This is a genomic window from Gorillibacterium sp. CAU 1737 (genome assembly GCF_039888655.1).
Lineage (GTDB): Bacteria > Bacillota > Bacilli > Paenibacillales > NBRC-103111 > Gorillibacterium.
The window spans coordinates 674877-691126 of sequence record NZ_JBDQQO010000001.1 but is presented as its reverse complement, the minus strand read 5'-3'; the positions used below and the strand labels follow the sequence as shown (position 1 = coordinate 691126).

Below are 16250 nucleotides of genomic sequence, written 5' to 3'. Positions count from 1 at the left end.
TTTCTCTATCTTACTCGTTTCCAAAACACCTGAAAAGGGGAGTCGTTATTCGATGTCTTCAAAGTCTTCGAAGTTCTGGTTCCGCATCGTTTTGTGGCTGATGATCGGCAGCATGCTGCTGTCCACGCTTTTGTACCTGTTTGAAGCGCTGGCTACTCCGACCTGACAGGTCGAAGACCGCCGCTTCGGCACTCAACCCGAACGCGAAAGCCGCCGTTCCTCAGCAGATGCTGAAGGAAGGCGGCTTTTTTGATGCATGCAATCAATACAGCTGGGTGTCAGGTCCGTAGCTTTCGAGGTTCTCTTTTACCCGCTGCAGGAAGCGGCCGCAAATGACGCCGTCGAGAATCCGATGGTCCAGCGACAAGCACATGTTCACCATGGAGCGCACGGCGATCATGTCGTTGATGACAACCGGCTTCTTGACGATCGATTCGAAAGTAAGAATCGCAGCCTGCGGATAGTTGATGATCGGATAGGACAGGATCGAGCCGAACGAGCCGGTGTTGTTCAAGGTGAACGTACCGCCCTGCAGATCGCTGAGGGCCAGCTTGCCCGTCCGCGCCTTGCGGGTGAGCTCGTCGACCTCGCGGGCGAGCCCGGCGATGTTCTTGTGATCGGCCTTCTTGATGACCGGCGTGATGACCGAGTCCTCGGTGCCGACCGCAAGCGAAATGTTGATGTCGCGCTTCACGATGATCTTGTCCACCGCCCAGACGGAGTTCAGGATCGGATAATCCTTGATCGCGCCGACGACAGCCTTCAGCACGAAAGCCAGGTACGTCAGGTTGATGCCTTCCTTGCGCATAAACTCGTCCTTCAGCTTCGTGCGGAGCTGAACGAGGTTGGTCACGTCGACCTCCACCATCGTCCAGGCGTGCGGAATCTCCGCAACGCTCTGCCGCATGCGGCTCGCGATGGTGTCCCGCACCGGCGTGACGTCGATGAAGTACTCCCCGCGGCTGCTGTCGTCGACCCGGTCCGCCTCACGGAACGGAGTCGGCGGGTTGGAAGTCAGGTGCAGGCCGGTGGAGCGAACCGGACCTGCCGGGGCTTGCTGCGGCACGGCCGGCGCAGCAGTCGGCGCTTGCGGGGCCGTAGGCGCCGCCGGGGCCGCCTGCAGCGCAGAAACGTGCGCCGTCGTTGCAGCGGCGGCGCCGCCGCGCTCGACGAAGGCGAGCACGTCCTTGCGCGTGATGCGGCCGCCGAGGCCGGTGCCTGGCACGCTCGCAAGCGGCACGCCGTGCTCAGCGGCCAGCTTCAGCACGGCTGGCGAGAAGCGGCTGCTGTGCTCGCCGCCTGCGGCAGGCGTTTCGGCAGCGGCTGGCGATCCAGGCGCGACCGCTGCGGATTGCCCCGCCCCTGCGAGAGCGTTCGGGGCGGCATGCCCCGAAGCGGCTGGCGCAGCGGTTAGAGCGGCCGCTTGGTCCTGCGGCTCGCGAATGTAGCAGATCGGGTCGCCGACCTGGGCGGTTGCGCCTTCGGCGACCACATACTCCGTCAAGACGCCTTCGATCGGAGAAGGCATCTCTACCACGACCTTCTCCGTAATCAGTTCACACAACACTTCATATTGTTCGACCGTTTCGCCCGGCTTCTTGAGCCATTTGCCAACGGTTGCGGCAACCAGGCTTTCGGCCAGATGGGGAACCGGTACGGCGGTTCCGCGGCTATCCTTGCCACTCATGGGACGATCCCTCGTTTCCTTCATGGTTTTCCTTTAATCGAACCCCTCGCGGGGATACCTTCTTCGCCTACGATTTAGATCTCAGCCAGCTTGCGCATCGCGTCGGCGATCTTTTCGGGGGTGAGCAGGAAGCCTTTCTCCTGCACCGGACTCATGCTGACGGCTGGAACATCCGGCCCGCACAAGCGCATGATCGGCGCATCGAGGTCATAGAACAGCTCCTCGGAGATGATGGCCGAAACTTCCGCGCCAACGCCGCCCGTCTTGTTGTCTTCGTGGACGATGAGCACTTTCCCCGTCTTGGCCGCAGCGGCCAAAATGGCCTCATTATCGAGCGGGGCAAGCGAACGAAGGTCGAGTACGTGGGCGGTGATGCCTTCCTTCGCCAGCTCCTCTGCCGCCTTCAACGTCAGGTTGACGGCCATGCCGTAGGAGATGATGGTGATGTCTTCGCCTTCCCGCGCAACACGGGCCTTGCCGATCGGCACGATGTAGTCTTCCTCCGGAACTTCGCCCGAGATCGAAAGGTAGCATTTTTTATGTTCGAAATAGAGGACGGGGTCCTCGCTGCGAATGGCGGCCTTCATGAGTCCTTTCGCATCGTAGGGATTCGAAGGGGCGACAATCTGGAGCCCGGGGGTTCCAAAAAAGATGGATTCCGTGCATTGGGAGTGATACAGAGCACTGCCGCCGGTCGCTCCAAAGGGTGCGCGAATAACGACGGGGCAGTTCCAGTCATTATTGGAACGATAGCGGATTTTGGCCGCCTCGCTGATGATCTGATTGGTGGCCGGCAGGATAAAGTCGGCAAATTGCATCTCGGCGATCGGGCGCATGCCGTACATGGCTGCGCCGATAGCGACACCGGCGATAGCCGATTCCGCAAGGGGCGTGTCCATGCAGCGATCTTCGCCGAACTGATCACGGAAGCCTTTGGTGGCGTTAAATACGCCGCCCTTGCCTACATCCTCGCCAAGCACGAAGACGTTCTCGTCCCGCTCCATCTCTTCCTTCATTGCCGTGCGGATTGCTTCGAGGTACGTGATTACCGCCATGATGGGTTCCCCTCCGTTTCGGACGTCTCGGCATACAAGTGGCGGTGCAGGTCTTCAACACGCGCATGAGGTGCGTCCTCGGCAAATTTCGCTGCGGCCCGTACTTCTTTGTCCACGCGTGCTAGCAATTCCTTGTCCTGCTCCTCGCTCCACAATCCGCTTTCGATCAGGTAGTCGCGGTAGCGCGGCACTCCGTCGAGCTTGCGGTTCGTCTCGACCTCTTCCTTGGTGCGGTACAGGAGATCGTTGTCCGAGGTCGAGTGCGGCGAAATCCGGTACATCATCGCCTCGATCAACGTCGGACCTTCTCCGGCAATTGCACGCTCGCGCGCTTCCTTCACCACGCGATAGACCTCCAGCACGTCGTTGCCGTCTACCCGAAGTCCAGGGAATCCATAGCCAAGCGCCCGGTCGCTAACCTTCCCGCCTAACTGGCGGTCAGCCGGAATGGAGATGGCGTATTGGTTGTTTTCGCACAGGAAAATAACGGGGAGCTTGTTCACTCCGGCAAAGTTGCAGCCCTCGTGGAAGTCGCCCTGGTTGCTGGAGCCTTCTCCGAAGGTCACATAGGAGACGAAATCCTGCTTCTTCATCTTAGCGGCGAGTGCGAAGCCGACCGCATGCGGCACCTGCGTGGTCACGGGGCTGGAGCCCGTCACGATGTGATGCTTCTTGTGGCTGAAGTGGCCGACCATCTGCCGGCCGCCGCTCGTCGGATCATCCGCTTTGCTGAAGGCGGAGAGCATCAGCTCCTGCAAGGTCATCCCGGCCGCGAGCACGAACCCGTAGTCGCGATAATAGGGCAAAAAGTAATCTTTATGCGGCTCCAAGGCCATCGCTGCTGCAACCTGGCAAGCCTCTTGCCCGATCCCCGAGACGAAAAAGGCAACCTTCCCCGTCCGTTGAAGCAGCAGTACCATTTCATCGAATTTGCGCGCTTGCACCATCAGCTCGTACATCTGTACAGCCTTCTCGTCGGAAATTCCCAAGCTGCGATGCTTTGTCAGTTGACCGATCGTCATGGGAGACTGCCTCCTTATCCCCCCGCTCTAGTCGAAAAGGCAAGGCTTCTGCCTCATTCCGGCTGCGGGTTGGAATGAACTTTTATTACCTGGTCCTAATACTTGACCCTATAGGATACTATAGCACAGTCCGCCTGCCCGATGCACACTTTTTGACCCGTTTGGGCGTGCTTGTTGTGGACTTTTTTTGAAGAGCAGAAAATGTCCGTTAAAACCCGTGATCGCGCAAAAAGCAATCGAGCCTTATAACGGAAAGAGAAATCCCCGTCGTAAGGCTCGATGAACGTTACATGTTGATCGCGTTGCCATCCACCGCGAGCATCGCTTCTGCCAGCGCCTCCGACAGCGTCGGGTGCGGGTGGATCGCCTGCCCGGCTTCCCAGGCGGTGGCGTTGAGGAAGCTCGCGAGCGAGGCTTCCCCGATTAGCTCGGTCACATGGCCGCCGACCATGTGCACGCCGAGCAGATCGTTCGTAGCCGCGTCAGTTACAACCTTCACGAAGCCGGCGGTCTCCCCTTGAACGAGCGCTTTGCCAAGCGCCTTGAAGGGGAACTTGCCGACCTTGATCGTGCGGCCCGCGTCCTTCGCCTCCTGCTCGGTCAAGCCGAGACTTGCCACCTGCAGGCGTGTGTATACGGCGCGCGGAACCTCTTCCACGCGGAACGGATGAGCCTCCATGCCCGCGATGCGCTCCACGGCTGCAATCGCCTGATGAGCAGCCGCGTGGGCGAGTTGCATGCGACCGTTGACATCGCCTACGGCGTAGATGTGGTTTTCGGCTGTCTGCATGTATTCATTCGTGCGAATGAAGCCGCGGTCCACCACGATATCGGTGTTCTCCAAGCCGATTCCTTCGGTGTTCGCCACTCGGCCTACCGCCACAATGGCGAGCTCGGCCGACAGCTCCGCAATCCCGGATGCCTGTTCGGCGCTGAGCTTCACGCCCTCGCCGTCCGCTTGGACGGATTCCGGCAGCACCCGAGCACCGGTCAGCACCTTGACGCCGTCCTTCTTGAACCGGCGCGCCAGTTCGACGGACACGTCTTTGTCCTCCATGGGAAGGAGGCGATCGGCGAACTCGACGATCGTCACCTCAGACCCCATGTCGCTTAACAGCGACGCGAATTCCGAGCCGATGACGCCGCCGCCGATGATGATCACCGACTTGGGCACCTCCTGAAGCTCCAGCGCTTCATCACTCGTCAAGATCCGCTTGCCATCGGGAACGAGTCCCGGCAGCGAGCGGGGCCGGGAGCCGGTTGCGAGAATGAGGTGCTCAGGCACGAGCGTCTCGGTTTCGCCACCCGCAAGCTCTACGGCAACGCTGCCCGCGCGCGGGGAAAAGATCGACGGTCCGATCAACCGGCCCATGCCGGAATAGACGTCGATCTTGTTCTTCTTCATCAAAAACTGCACGCCCTTGTGCAGTTGCTCTACGATTCGATTCTTGCGTTCTTGGACCTTGCCCATGTTGATCTGAAAGCCTTCGGCCTCAATGCCAAACTCGGCTGCTTCCCGAAACTCGGCGTAGACCTCGGCACTGCGGAGCATCGCCTTCGTGGGAATGCACCCTCGGTGCAAGCAGGTTCCCCCGAGCTTCTCCTTTTCCACCAGGGCTACGGTCTTGCCGAGCTGAGCAGCCCGAATGGCAGCCGTGTAGCCTCCGATTCCTCCGCCCAGTACGACAACTTCATAGGGTTTGGACAACGCGATCCCCTCCATTACGGCAATTCATACGTCCCTCATTGTACCCGTTTGTTCCACCGAATGACAATCCAAAATGAAAACGGACCTTCTCAGGAAGAGAAGACCCGTTTGGCCGTAAAATAACGATTGCCCCAATACCCGGATGTAAGCGGGGTAATTTGAACCCCTTTTGAGTTGGTGGCGGAGATGAATTTCCCATTTCCCAGGTAGATACCCACGTGGCTGGCCGGCGCCTTTTGGCTGTCCGAGAAAAAGACGAGATCCCCCGGAGTGGGCGCAAAAACAGACGTTCCCGTGCTTTGCCGCATGCCGTCCGCCGTACGCGGAACCGATACCTTTTGCTGATTGAGCAGGAATTGGACAAAGCCGGAGCAATCAAATCCACTCGTGGTATTTCCGCCCCACATATAAGGAATACCCAGGTACTTCTGCGAGTTGGTCACGAGGATCGTCGCCGGGCTTACCGCTTTGAGAACAGGCGAATGGTCTTTGCCATCCGAACTGACGATAACGAGCTGGGTCTTGGAGTCCCAGTCCACTTCCGTTCCAAAGGATTCGGAGATAAACCGCAGGGGCACATAAGTGCGATTGTCCGACAAAATGGCGCTCGTATCGAGCGTGATCCCTTTTCCATTCAGTTCCGCGCGGTTGGATCCCGTCTGCAGGACGACCGTACGCCCATTTCCCGAGATCGTCACCTTCACTTGTTTTCCAACCGGGGTCGAAGAAACGGAATACCCCAGCTTTTCCGCCACCATCCGCACCGGAATTTGAGTCCGGCTGTTATCATCCACAAACGGTTGGGCGTCGGGGAAGGAAAGGAGGCTGTCGTTCAATTGGACCTTGACGGGTAAGGCAGCCGCTTCAGTCGAAGTGGCAAAAAGAGCACCGGAAACGAAAACAGCAGACGTTAGCAACAGACTCTTGATGATCGGTTTCAGCTTCTGTTCCTCCTAATGCCTCCGAGGTTAGTTGACGGATTCGGGAAGAGGTCCCTCCCTAGCCAGCCGATTACCCGGCCTGACATTCACCCCACTAACCCATGTTTCTCGCTGAACAAGCAAGAAACGCAGGTTACGCCGTTGGCACTCGCTCCCGAGGTCTTGCTTAGAAGTTCCCCGATCGATATACCCGGCAAATACATCCCCCGTACCGGCCAAACAGAACCGGATTCGGCTATTGGTTTCTTTTTCTATCCTACGGTACCATGCGGAATCGGCTCAGACAATGGCAAATCATGGTCATTTCCGCAAAATAGGAAGAACCTCCTACTCCCATAGAACGGCAATTTCTCACGAATTCTACACGCAAAAAAACCGCCGGATCCCTATATCCAGCGGCAAAAAGGAGAAAAAAAGGTTATGAAGCAAGCCTTGCGCTTGCATCTTGAGTATATCACTTAGTATATACAATTCGGTATAAGGAAGTTCTGGGAACAACAGCCCTGCTTGTTCATATCCCTGCAAATCCCCTCATATCTTGAGATGGAGGAGGGCTGACGATGGACAAGAACGATCCGGTCTACGAGGAAGAAGTCATTCGCCACCAGGCACGTCTGGACGTACAGGATGATTGGGACGACAAGGAGAAAAAGAAGAAGCTGCGCAAAAAGCGGAAGTTTACCTGGCTTACGATCGTCGCCTATCTCATTTTGCTCTATGTGCTTTACAAGGCCGCGCAAACATTTGCGGGTTTTTCCTTTTAAGACGGAACCCTTAGACCCTTGAATTAACCAAATCAAATAAAAGCCTCCATCTCCCTTGCGAGAGTTGGAGGCTTGTTTGCTCTAGGGCTCAATGATCGGGTTTCACCCCGCGTAGTTAGCTAAGCAACCCTTTCTCGTAGGCATCCGAAAAAGCTTTGTAGAGCGAAAAAGGAATGTAGCGCAAATCGGGCATCTCGTTTTCATAATAAGGCCCAAGATGGAAGGAACTTTCCACCGATACATAGGAGTAGCCCTCTATGTCATAGGATAATGAATAATTACCCAGCCATGTTTCATGCTGATATACTCCCTTGATCATCGCTTGCATCTTAAAAGGTTCCTTCGTCTCAGTTTCTTTGCCCTCTTCATCAGAGGGCTGAATGAACCCCTCAATTCGACTATGGTAGACGAATGCCTCCTGGTCGCCATATATGATTTTTCGCAGGAAAACTCTTTCGGTGTTTGCAGGAAGCTCTTCCAGCTGATAGTCTTCAGCAGGATCTTCAGTTTCGATGAGCTCATCCGTAAACGTACCCTGCACATACCAGGATTCCGATACCTGCGGCTTGAAGATGTCAACCCGGTTTTGCTTTCCGTCCCATTTGACATGACAGTTGAGGGCTTCCCCGACGAAAGCGAGCGGGACCATCGTGCTGTTATGAATGGTTTGGGCCGGTACGTCCAGGGTGACATTCTTGTTAACAGCGTTCTCGGCAAATTCCTTGGACGGCTCCGCTTGTATTGTTGCTTTCGTGGAATCCAACTGCAGTTTTATCGTTTTGTCCCCTACGTACTTGTCAAACGAGTCATCTTTCTTGGTAGCTGTGATCGCTTTTGTTTTTCCGTCGTACTGTACCGTTGCACCAAGCGCTTCAAAGATGGCTCGCATGGGCACCAGGGTTCGCCCCTTGAGTACAACCGGCTGCTGTTGGCTGAAATTCAATTGGACCCCGTCGATGTACACGACCGGACTTTGCTGGGCGGCGGCCGATGCCTTCAGTGCAATTGGTGCTTGCACCACCAGCAGGGTAGCCGCCAATAAGGCGGTTAAAGCAGTTTTCTTTCTCTTGATCATCATTTCCCTCTTTTCTCATGATGTTGGGCATCCAGGCGCGGTTTCCTGCAAGCCGACATAAGGAATTCGACGCAGTCTGCTGGTATCCTGCATTTTCCATTATCGCTGTGAACTATTTTATTTATCACTGAATCACGAGACCCATGAATCACTGAAGAGGCGTCTGTTTCATCAAAAAAGAGCTGTCGCTCTTCGGCTTAAAAAAGCCAAAAGAACGGCAGCTCTCTCCTGTATGCTTAACTCCTGATAAACTTGGGCTCTCCCGTGAAGATCGCCAATTGCTCGGCCTCTCCCTTATAGAGACGAAGCAATTCTTCGCTTCCTTGTTCGGTTGCTACTTGGTATTCTGCTTCCGTGATTGGAATGGCCCACAGCACGTTTACACGCTCCCCATCCAACTCAGGCAGCTCCGGCGAGGGAGTTCCAACGGCCAGAGTACCGTTTAGGAGTAGGACATAAGGGAAGCCTGGAACCTCTGCGCACGAGAGGGTATGACCGTGACCGAGCCAGGTCAACAGCCCCCACGGAAGTCCGGTTTGGGCGGACAAGTAGCCGAGGACGGGCTTTTCATCCGCCAAGGCGCCTATGCGCGCAGCGAAAGCGAGCTCAATGCGGCGGGAGTCGTCCCCCTCTTCCCCGAGGTATTGCTCCACCTTCGGCTGCGGGATGAGGCTTACGCCAAGGGTAAAGGCATACAGCACTTCCTCCTTGTGTGCCGTAATCATCGCCTTCGGCGGGAAATGCCCGCCGTCAATCGCGTAATACTTCTCATGCGGTCCACCTAAGAAGCTTTCCAGGACTGCAAGGTACTGTTGCTGCGCCTGTCCCCACCTTTCCGGGGTGAAGGTCTCCCAAAAACGACGGCTCCGTTCTACCCGTTCTACCAGGACCGGTTCCGCCTCCTTCAGCGGCCAGGCGAAGGGACCGGCCTCGTTGCTGAATAGGGCATACCCGTGAAAGCCTCCTTCCCCGGACCAACCTGGGATGACTGCGAGCAGCGAGCCGTTCTCCAGCAGCGCTGCCGCATCGCCCTCTTTAAACCAGACGATCTCCAGAGTGTCTGGTTCCGGAGGCTTTCGGCCGTCTGGATGATCGCAGTAAGCCGCAGGCATCATCGGAGGCCTGCCTTGCTGCATCGCCTCAAAATCCGGAGCGGCCGGTGCCGCTTGTTTGTTGCATACCCAGCAGGATCGAACCGTCGCATCCTCCCGGCCGGGGAACGCCCACAAGTAAAAGTAAACGCATTCCTCGGTTTCTTCGACGAAAGCCTGAATCTCGCTCACTGGAGACCAGCTTTCGATAAGGATTTTTGGCTCTTGCAAGGGTTCGGCCATGTTTCGATTTTCCTCCCTATTCTCGTATTTATCGTTTATCGTCTATCGTTTCTAGGGGAAACTCACGACGAAATGCCTCGGATTTACTTCAACGGCAGCTTCACGAGCACCTCATACGTATGTCCCTCTTTCAAGTCCGTAAGGAGGCCGTCCTCCACAAGCACGCCGTCTACATACACTTCGGCGGTGGAGACTCCCGGCTGACGCTTGATCGCGATCCGAAGCTCTGCGCTGCGGAATCGACGCGTAAGGGAAGCTTCGTTCCATTCCGCCGGCAGCTGCGGCCGAATGGCCAATCCCTGCGGTGTTCCCTGAACACCGAATAGTCCGTCGATCAGGCAGCGGTACACCCATGGCACTGTGCCGGTATTGAACAGATGGCTCGAACGCCCGGCTGTGTGCGGGAACTGCCGATACGCGCCTCGATAGTAGTTCGGAATGAAGATCGGCAACTGCCCCCGCCGCAGGATGTCTTCCTCGTTCGGGCCGGGAATCATTTTGCGCAAAAGCCGATAGGCGCTCTCCTTCTCACCGACCTGATAGAGGGCGTAGATATAAAATGCAGCAGCATGATTATAGACTGCGCCGTTCTCCGCAGTGCCCGGGTGCTTTTGCGTCACCCGTCCAACGTCCTCTCGCATGGCGGTATAGGAAGGGGCCAGCTTTTCGACCCCGTAAGGCGTTTCAAGCTGCTCCTCGACCGAACGGATCAGCCGTTGCTGCTTCTCTTCATCCGCCGCTCCGCAGAGCAGCGCCCAGCTTTGAGGATTGATGAAGATGCGGCCTTCCTTGTCCTCCTTAACCCCGAAGACCACCTGATCATCCGTTATGCCCCGTGCATACCAATCGCCGTCCCACAGGTACCGGTTCACCGTTTCGTTGGTTTCGTCTGCCTGCTGCCTGAACTCGGCCGCGACCACCGCATGACCCGCTTCCTCGCAGATGTCAGCCCATACCCGGAAGGCGTACGCCGACGCCATTGTGAGCCAGCCGGATACGCCGATGCCCTTGTAGCCGACCATGTTCATTGGATCGCACCAGTCTCCCTGGTCGATGTAGTTGAGTCCGCGCTCGTCGCGAGTCCGCATGAGCCACTGCATCGCCCGGTTGATATGCTCCAGCACGGTGACGGATTCCGCCGAATCGGCAAAAGGAATCTCGTCCATCAGGATCGAGGTATCGCCTGTCTCATCCAGATAGGTGCTCAAGCAGATCGGCACCCACACGCAATGGTCCGAATGAGGCACCTGATTGATGTACTTCAATTCCGCATCGGGATGCAAAATGATTCCGTCCGGCATTTCGCCAGATGCCTTTTGCTGCCGGAGAGCCGTTCGGAAGGCGGCCCGGGCTATACTTGGTTCTATGTAACTCATGCCCATGTTATCCTGCAGATAGTTGCGGGTCTGCGGGTCCGTGGTCAGCCGATTGGTCTTGCCGTGGTAGTCCATCTGGCGGGGAAGCCAATGGTTGACGAAGTTATCCAGCCCTGGATCGGGTGTCTGGATGTCCAAGCAGCCGATTCCTTCCGCAATGTAGGCGGCGTACTCTTCCTCCGCCCGCTCAAATCCCGTTCGGCCGTCTGCGCTGCGTGCACCAAAATAAGCTTCTCGCATTGCGCGAATCTGTTCCTCGGTCCGAGCGGGGCCAAACAGGAAGCGGAACTCCTTCTCTTCACCCGGGTTCAATTCCACCCGATATTGCAGGGCGCAGACCGGCGTCTCGTAACGGGCATCTCCCCCTGCCAGTTGGTCCTCCTTCAAAGAGGACGGAGACCACAGTCCGCCTTCTCCTTCAAACCGATCCTGGCTGGCTTCCCAAGCGTCAGGCTTCGTTTCCGCAAGAAGAAAGGTCTTGTCCTTTAAACCATTTATTTTCGGATAGTCCTGAACCTTCTGATAAGGGGTAACCGATGTGGCCACCATCGCTTGCAGGTCCTCCCGATATTCACCGGACTGATTCATCCACGACATGTAGCCCACGGTAAAATAAGGATACAGGCTCAGCTTGCGCTTCGTTCCGGACAGCGTCCTCACGCTCATCCGCCACAGCTCGAGCGGCTCGGCTCGGGGCAACCGCAAGCTCAACTCAATATGAAGGCCCAAGCTCTCGATCTTCCATTCGATCGAAGCCTTCCCTGCGCGAAACAGGTAGCGGTCAGGCTCCCGGCGAACCGGTTCATAGGGAGCGGAGATGATCTCTCCGGTCTCCTCATCCTTTACATAAAGGAAACGGCCGGGGTGATGCGCGTAGTACGGCTGCTCCGGCTGCATGAACGTCTTCATCTCCAGATTGGGCGCATGCGAATACTTGGCCGGTTCCGGCTGCATGAACTGGGCAACCGCATACCCGCGGCAATTCATGTGAATCATCATCGTGTCATTCCATAGAAAGCCCGATGCTTTGGGAAGCGCCGTAGGGCTCGTAAGCTCGTAAAACTCGCCTGTCTCCGATGGATGAATCATAGGACACCTCAATCTCGCTGTATTCTTGTTCAATCTTGTTCACTGGTACTCCCCTCTATTATACGAAACTCCTAAGTGAAGCGGTTGCACAAAAAACGAAAAAGTCCAGATACGAGGAATCCACCCCGCAGCTGAACTTTTCATTTCACTTCCATTTTCTTTCCCTAAAGGATCAGCGAGCTTCCTGCAAAAAGAGCTTCAACCGCTCGCGAATCTCCTCCGGTGTATCCAACTGCATGACCTCATCTGTAAGCTTCACGCAAGCTTCTCGGTCCAACGTGCTCACGGTTTCCTTCACCCGCTGGATGGAGGAAGGGGACATGCTCCACTCCTTAAGCCCCATGCCCAGCAGCAGCGGGGCTGCAAGCGGGTCACCGGCCATGCTGCCGCACATGCCCGACCATTTGCCATGGCGAACCGATGCCTCAATCACCTCGCGAATCAACCGCAGGACGGAAGGATGGAAATAATCGTACAGATAAGACACCTTCTCGTTCATGCGATCGACCGCCACCGTATACTGCACGAGGTCATTGGTCCCGATGCTGAAGAAATCTGCTTCCCGCGCCAGGCGGTCCGCCAGGAGAGCAGCCGAAGGAATCTCGACCATGATGCCGACCTCCACCTTCTTTCCGATCGGTTTCCCTTCGGCGAGAAGCTCAGCCTTCGCTTCCTCGAACATCGCCTTCGCTGCTCTCCATTCCGGGATACCCGAGATCATCGGGAACATGATCTTGACCGAACCGTGAACACTTGCCCGCAGAATGGCTCGCAGCTGCGTGTGCAGCAGCTCCTTGCGATCCAGGCAAAGGCGAATGGCTCGATAGCCGAGGAACGGATTCATTTCGTGCGGCAGCTCCAGATAAGGAAGCTCTTTGTCTCCGCCGATATCGAGGGTTCGGATGATGACCGGGCGACCCTCCATCGCTTTCAGGGCTTGGGCGTACGCCTTCATCTGTACGTCCTCGCCGGGCATCTTCGTTTCGCTCATGAACAGAAACTCGGTCCGATACAAACCGACAGCTTCCGCTCCCCGCTCCACCAGCCCTTCCGCTTCCTCAGGCGCTCCGATGTTCGCGGCGATCTCAATCTTGAAGCCGTCCTTCGACACCGCGGGACGAGAGCTGAACGCCTTCAACCGTTCGCGCTCCGCCTGTTCTTCCTGCTGCTTGGCTGTATACGTTGCCCGGGCTGCTTCATCCGGCTCTACCATGCAGATGCCGGTCGTGCCGTCGATGAGGAGAGAGACTCCATGCGGAATGGAGTCGAGCGCTTCCCCCACACCAAGCACGGCGGCAATACCGAGTGAATTAGCTAGAATGGCGGTGTGCGACGTTTTCCCGCCGATGCGAGTAACGAACCCTAACACGAGGTTCTTGTTCAGCTGCACGGTATCTGAGGGGGTCAGGTCGTCCGCCACGAGGATGACCTCCTCGCGGATATCGGACAGCCGCGCCCCGTCTTGTCCCATCAGATGAACGAGCAGGCGGGTCCCCACATCGCGCACGTCCGCCGCACGCTCGCGCATGTACTCGCTCGGCATGCCCTCAAAGATGGCGGCCACTTGCTGGACGGTCTTCTGAACCGCTGTTTCCGCTGTCCAGCCTTCCGTTTCCACGAGCTTCTGCATCGGCGGATAGAAGGCCGGGTCGTTCAGAAAGCTTACTTGTCCTTTTAGAATAGCGGCTTTCTCTTCCCCGAGCGAGGCTTTGGTCTGCTCGATGACACCGATTAATTCTTCGGTACAGCTTGCCTTCGCTTTCTCCAACCGAGTTAGCTCTTCCGCAGGATGTTCCGCCTTCCCGGGCTCTACATCACTCAGCTTGAGCGGCTTGTACACGAACGCTTTGCCGATGCGAACGCCCTCTGACACGCCGATGCCGATAAAGGCTTCCCTTCCCGTAATGGCTTTCATGTCAACCCCTCCTTACCCTGCCTAGCGGTCAGGCTTCGCCAAAGCCGCTGTTCACCAGTTGGGCTAGCTGTGACACAGCATCCGTTTCGTCTGGCCCTTCTGCCTCAATCGTGATGACAGAGCCCTTTTCCAATCCCAGTGTCATGAGGTTGAGAATGCTCTTACCGTCCGCGATGACGGTGGTGCCTTCCGGCTTGATTAGAATTTTCGACTGGAATTGGACCGCTTTCTCGATAAACAATTGAGCCGGCCGAATGTGGAAGCCGGATGCATTTTGTATCGTTACTTGTTGAACCGCCATGATGGGTTCCTCCTTCTCCCTTAAATCGTTGCGAGTAGCTCCTTGAGCTGCGTGGAACTGCTGACAGCCATCAGCTGTTCCCGGAAATCGGAATCGATCAGCTTACGGGACAGCGCGATCAGAATTTGCAGGTGACTGTTGCCTTCTGCCGCCTCGGGCACCGCGATTAGAAACACAACCTTAACCGGCTCCCCGTCAAGCGAATTCCAGTCCGCAGGGGTACTCAGCTTGGCAAAAGCAAGCCCCGCTTCCGCAACTCCCTTCGACTTCCCGTGCGGGATGGCGACGCCGAAGCCTATACCGGTGGATCCCGTTTCTTCACGGGCAAGCACGGCTCGCTGGTATTCGGTTTTATCGGTTACCGCTCCACTTTGAACGAGTCCATCAATGAGGTGAGAGATGATCGTCGTCTTCTCCGTCTGTTCGAGCGGAATGAAGATCGCTTGTTCATGCAAGAGAGAGTTGATGTTCACAGCAGGTTCCTCCTTTATTGGGTGGAGAAGCGAGGGAATACGGTTCCTTCGCTTCTCCCGTGTTCTTGTTAATTGGATCCATCCTGATACAGACGCTTCTCATTAAGCCGTCCGTTCCTCAACCGGCTTCTTGATCACGCTCAGGATGAGAGCGGTTACAATCGTGCCGATCACGATGGCCAAGGCGTACAGCCCGAGGTGTCCGACCGCGTTTGGAATGGGGAGGACAAAGATGCCGCCGTGCGGTGCGCGGAGCGTCGCTCCAAAAGCCATCGACAGAGCGCCGGTAACTGCGGAGCCCGCAATGATGGATGGGATTACCCGGAGAGGATCACCCGCCGCGAAGGGGATGGCCCCTTCCGTGATAAACGAAATCCCGAGGATCGAGGCCGCTTTCCCTGCGTTGCGCTCTTCCGTCGTGAACTTGTGTTTTGCAAGGAGCGTTGCCAGCCAGAGGCCGAGCGGAGGGGTCATACCCGCAGCCATAACCGCAGCCATCGGGCCGTATACGCCGCTGCCTACCAATCCGACAGCAAAGGTGTAGGCTGTCTTGTTCAAGGGCCCGCCCATGTCGAAGGCCATCATGGCCCCCAGGATGAGGCCCAGCACAATCGCATTGGTTGTTCCGAGCCCGCTGAGCCAGGTGGTAAGGGCCGTCATGAGCGCGCTGACCGGTTTGCCAACGACATATATCATGAGCAGACCTGTAATGCCGGACGCAAGCAGCGGAATGAGCAGAATCGGCTTCAAGCCCTCCAGGTTGCGAGGAAGCTTGATGGATTTCTTAAGAGCGAGTGCGATATACCCGGCAAGAAAGCCGGAGATAATTCCGCCGATGAAGCCGGCGCCGGTGCTCGATGCGAGCATCCCGCCGATGAGTCCGGGAGCAAGGCCTGGCTTCTCGGCAATCGAGAAGGCGATGAAGCCGGAGAGGATCGGGACCATCAAGGCGAAGGCTGCATTGCCGCCAATGTTCATGAGAGCAGCGGCCAGCGTTCCTTCCTGCTTGAAGGCCTCGATACCGAAGATGAACGACAGGGCAATCAACAACCCGCCTGCCACGACGAGCGGAAGCATATGAGAGACACCGGTCATCAGGTGCTTATACGCTCCGCTGCGGGTAGCGCTCCGGGCCGCTTTCAGATCCTCGACCTGCTTGCCCAGATCCGCCTGTGTTGCAGCAGCCGATGCTTGCTTGTTCAGCGCCTCCTCCAGGAGCCCGGCCGGATTCTTGATCGCTTGGGCCACCGGCACGCGCACTACTGGTTTGCCAGCGAAACGAGCTTCCTGCACGTCGGTATCGGCTGCTACAATGATGGCATGGGCTTCTGCGATATCCTGCGGGGTCAACTCATTCTCCACTCCAACGGCACCGCGGGTTTCCACTTTGATGGGAATGTCCTTGTTCTTGGCGGTCTTCAGCAACGATTCCGCAGCCATATAGGTGTGGGCCACTCCAGTCGGACACGCGGTTACAGCGAGGATTTTCTTCACTTTCGTTTCGCCCCCT

14 protein-coding genes and 1 riboswitch are annotated in these 16250 nt (G+C 56.9%); of the genes, 2 read left to right on the top strand and 12 right to left on the bottom strand.

The features are described from left to right. Positions 1-52 precede the first annotated feature (52 nt). Positions 53-166: a stressosome-associated protein Prli42 gene (gene prli42, locus AAFN83_RS03205; RefSeq protein WP_347767001.1), complete on the top strand. Its 114-nt coding sequence runs from the start codon at positions 53-55 to the stop codon at positions 164-166. Between the two features lie 96 nt (positions 167-262). On the opposite strand, the gene AAFN83_RS03200 is transcribed toward prli42, so the two are convergent. The 5 genes from AAFN83_RS03200 to AAFN83_RS03180 all read right to left on the bottom strand — a co-directional run bounded on the left by AAFN83_RS03200 (position 263) and on the right by AAFN83_RS03180 (position 6389). Continuing rightward, complete coding sequence (locus AAFN83_RS03200; RefSeq protein ID WP_347766999.1) at positions 263-1687, bottom strand: dihydrolipoamide acetyltransferase family protein; 1425 nt, start codon at positions 1685-1687, stop codon at positions 263-265. A gap of 74 nt (positions 1688-1761) precedes the next feature. Then, the gene (locus AAFN83_RS03195; protein WP_347766997.1) at positions 1762-2742 is read right to left on the bottom strand and encodes an alpha-ketoacid dehydrogenase subunit beta; all 981 of its coding nucleotides are present in this window, start codon (positions 2740-2742) and stop codon (positions 1762-1764) included. After that, complete coding sequence (locus AAFN83_RS03190; protein ID WP_347766996.1) at positions 2733-3764, bottom strand: thiamine pyrophosphate-dependent dehydrogenase E1 component subunit alpha; 1032 nt, start codon at positions 3762-3764, stop codon at positions 2733-2735. The genes AAFN83_RS03195 and AAFN83_RS03190 overlap by 10 nt, the downstream gene beginning before the upstream one ends. Positions 3765-4050: 286 nt before the next feature. Then, positions 4051-5487 carry a dihydrolipoyl dehydrogenase gene (gene lpdA, locus AAFN83_RS03185; protein ID WP_481810465.1) on the bottom strand — a complete coding sequence of 479 codons (1437 nt, stop codon included), beginning with the start codon at positions 5485-5487 and terminating at the stop codon, positions 4051-4053. Positions 5488-5561: 74 nt separating this feature from the next. Continuing rightward, positions 5562-6389, bottom strand: coding sequence for a C40 family peptidase (locus AAFN83_RS03180; protein WP_347766994.1), 828 nt, complete (start codon positions 6387-6389; stop codon positions 5562-5564). A 25-nt stretch (positions 6390-6414) separates the two neighbouring features. After that, positions 6415-6660: riboswitch (cyclic di-AMP (ydaO/yuaA leader) on the bottom strand. Between the two features lie 313 nt (positions 6661-6973). Between AAFN83_RS03180 and AAFN83_RS03175 the strand changes: the two genes are divergently transcribed. After that, entirely contained in the window at positions 6974-7177 is a 204-nt protein-coding gene (locus tag AAFN83_RS03175) for a hypothetical protein (protein ID WP_347766993.1), read from the top strand. Positions 7178-7292: 115 nt separating this feature from the next. On the opposite strand, the gene AAFN83_RS03170 is transcribed toward AAFN83_RS03175, so the two are convergent. The 7 genes from AAFN83_RS03170 to AAFN83_RS03140 all read right to left on the bottom strand — a co-directional run bounded on the left by AAFN83_RS03170 (position 7293) and on the right by AAFN83_RS03140 (position 16234). Beyond that, a complete protein-coding gene (locus tag AAFN83_RS03170) occupies positions 7293-8252 on the bottom strand; it encodes a copper amine oxidase N-terminal domain-containing protein (protein WP_347766992.1) in 960 nt (319 codons plus the stop codon). A gap of 236 nt (positions 8253-8488) precedes the next feature. Continuing rightward, positions 8489-9586 (bottom strand): suppressor of fused domain protein, encoded by a 1098-nt coding sequence (locus AAFN83_RS03165; protein WP_347766990.1) that lies wholly within the window; start codon positions 9584-9586, stop codon positions 8489-8491. An 83-nt stretch (positions 9587-9669) separates the two neighbouring features. After that, positions 9670-12051 (bottom strand): GH36-type glycosyl hydrolase domain-containing protein, encoded by a 2382-nt coding sequence (locus AAFN83_RS03160; RefSeq protein ID WP_347766989.1) that lies wholly within the window; start codon positions 12049-12051, stop codon positions 9670-9672. A gap of 172 nt (positions 12052-12223) precedes the next feature. Continuing rightward, entirely contained in the window at positions 12224-13966 is a 1743-nt protein-coding gene (gene ptsP / locus AAFN83_RS03155; RefSeq protein WP_347766988.1) for a phosphoenolpyruvate--protein phosphotransferase, read from the bottom strand. A gap of 28 nt (positions 13967-13994) precedes the next feature. Then, positions 13995-14267: an HPr family phosphocarrier protein gene (locus AAFN83_RS03150; protein WP_347766986.1), complete on the bottom strand. Its 273-nt coding sequence runs from the start codon at positions 14265-14267 to the stop codon at positions 13995-13997. Between the two features lie 20 nt (positions 14268-14287). Continuing rightward, entirely contained in the window at positions 14288-14740 is a 453-nt protein-coding gene (locus AAFN83_RS03145; protein ID WP_347766985.1) for a PTS sugar transporter subunit IIA, read from the bottom strand. A gap of 102 nt (positions 14741-14842) precedes the next feature. Beyond that, the gene (locus AAFN83_RS03140) at positions 14843-16234 is read right to left on the bottom strand and encodes a PTS fructose transporter subunit IIC (RefSeq protein WP_347766984.1); all 1392 of its coding nucleotides are present in this window, start codon (positions 16232-16234) and stop codon (positions 14843-14845) included. Between the last annotated feature and the right edge of the window lie 16 nt (positions 16235-16250).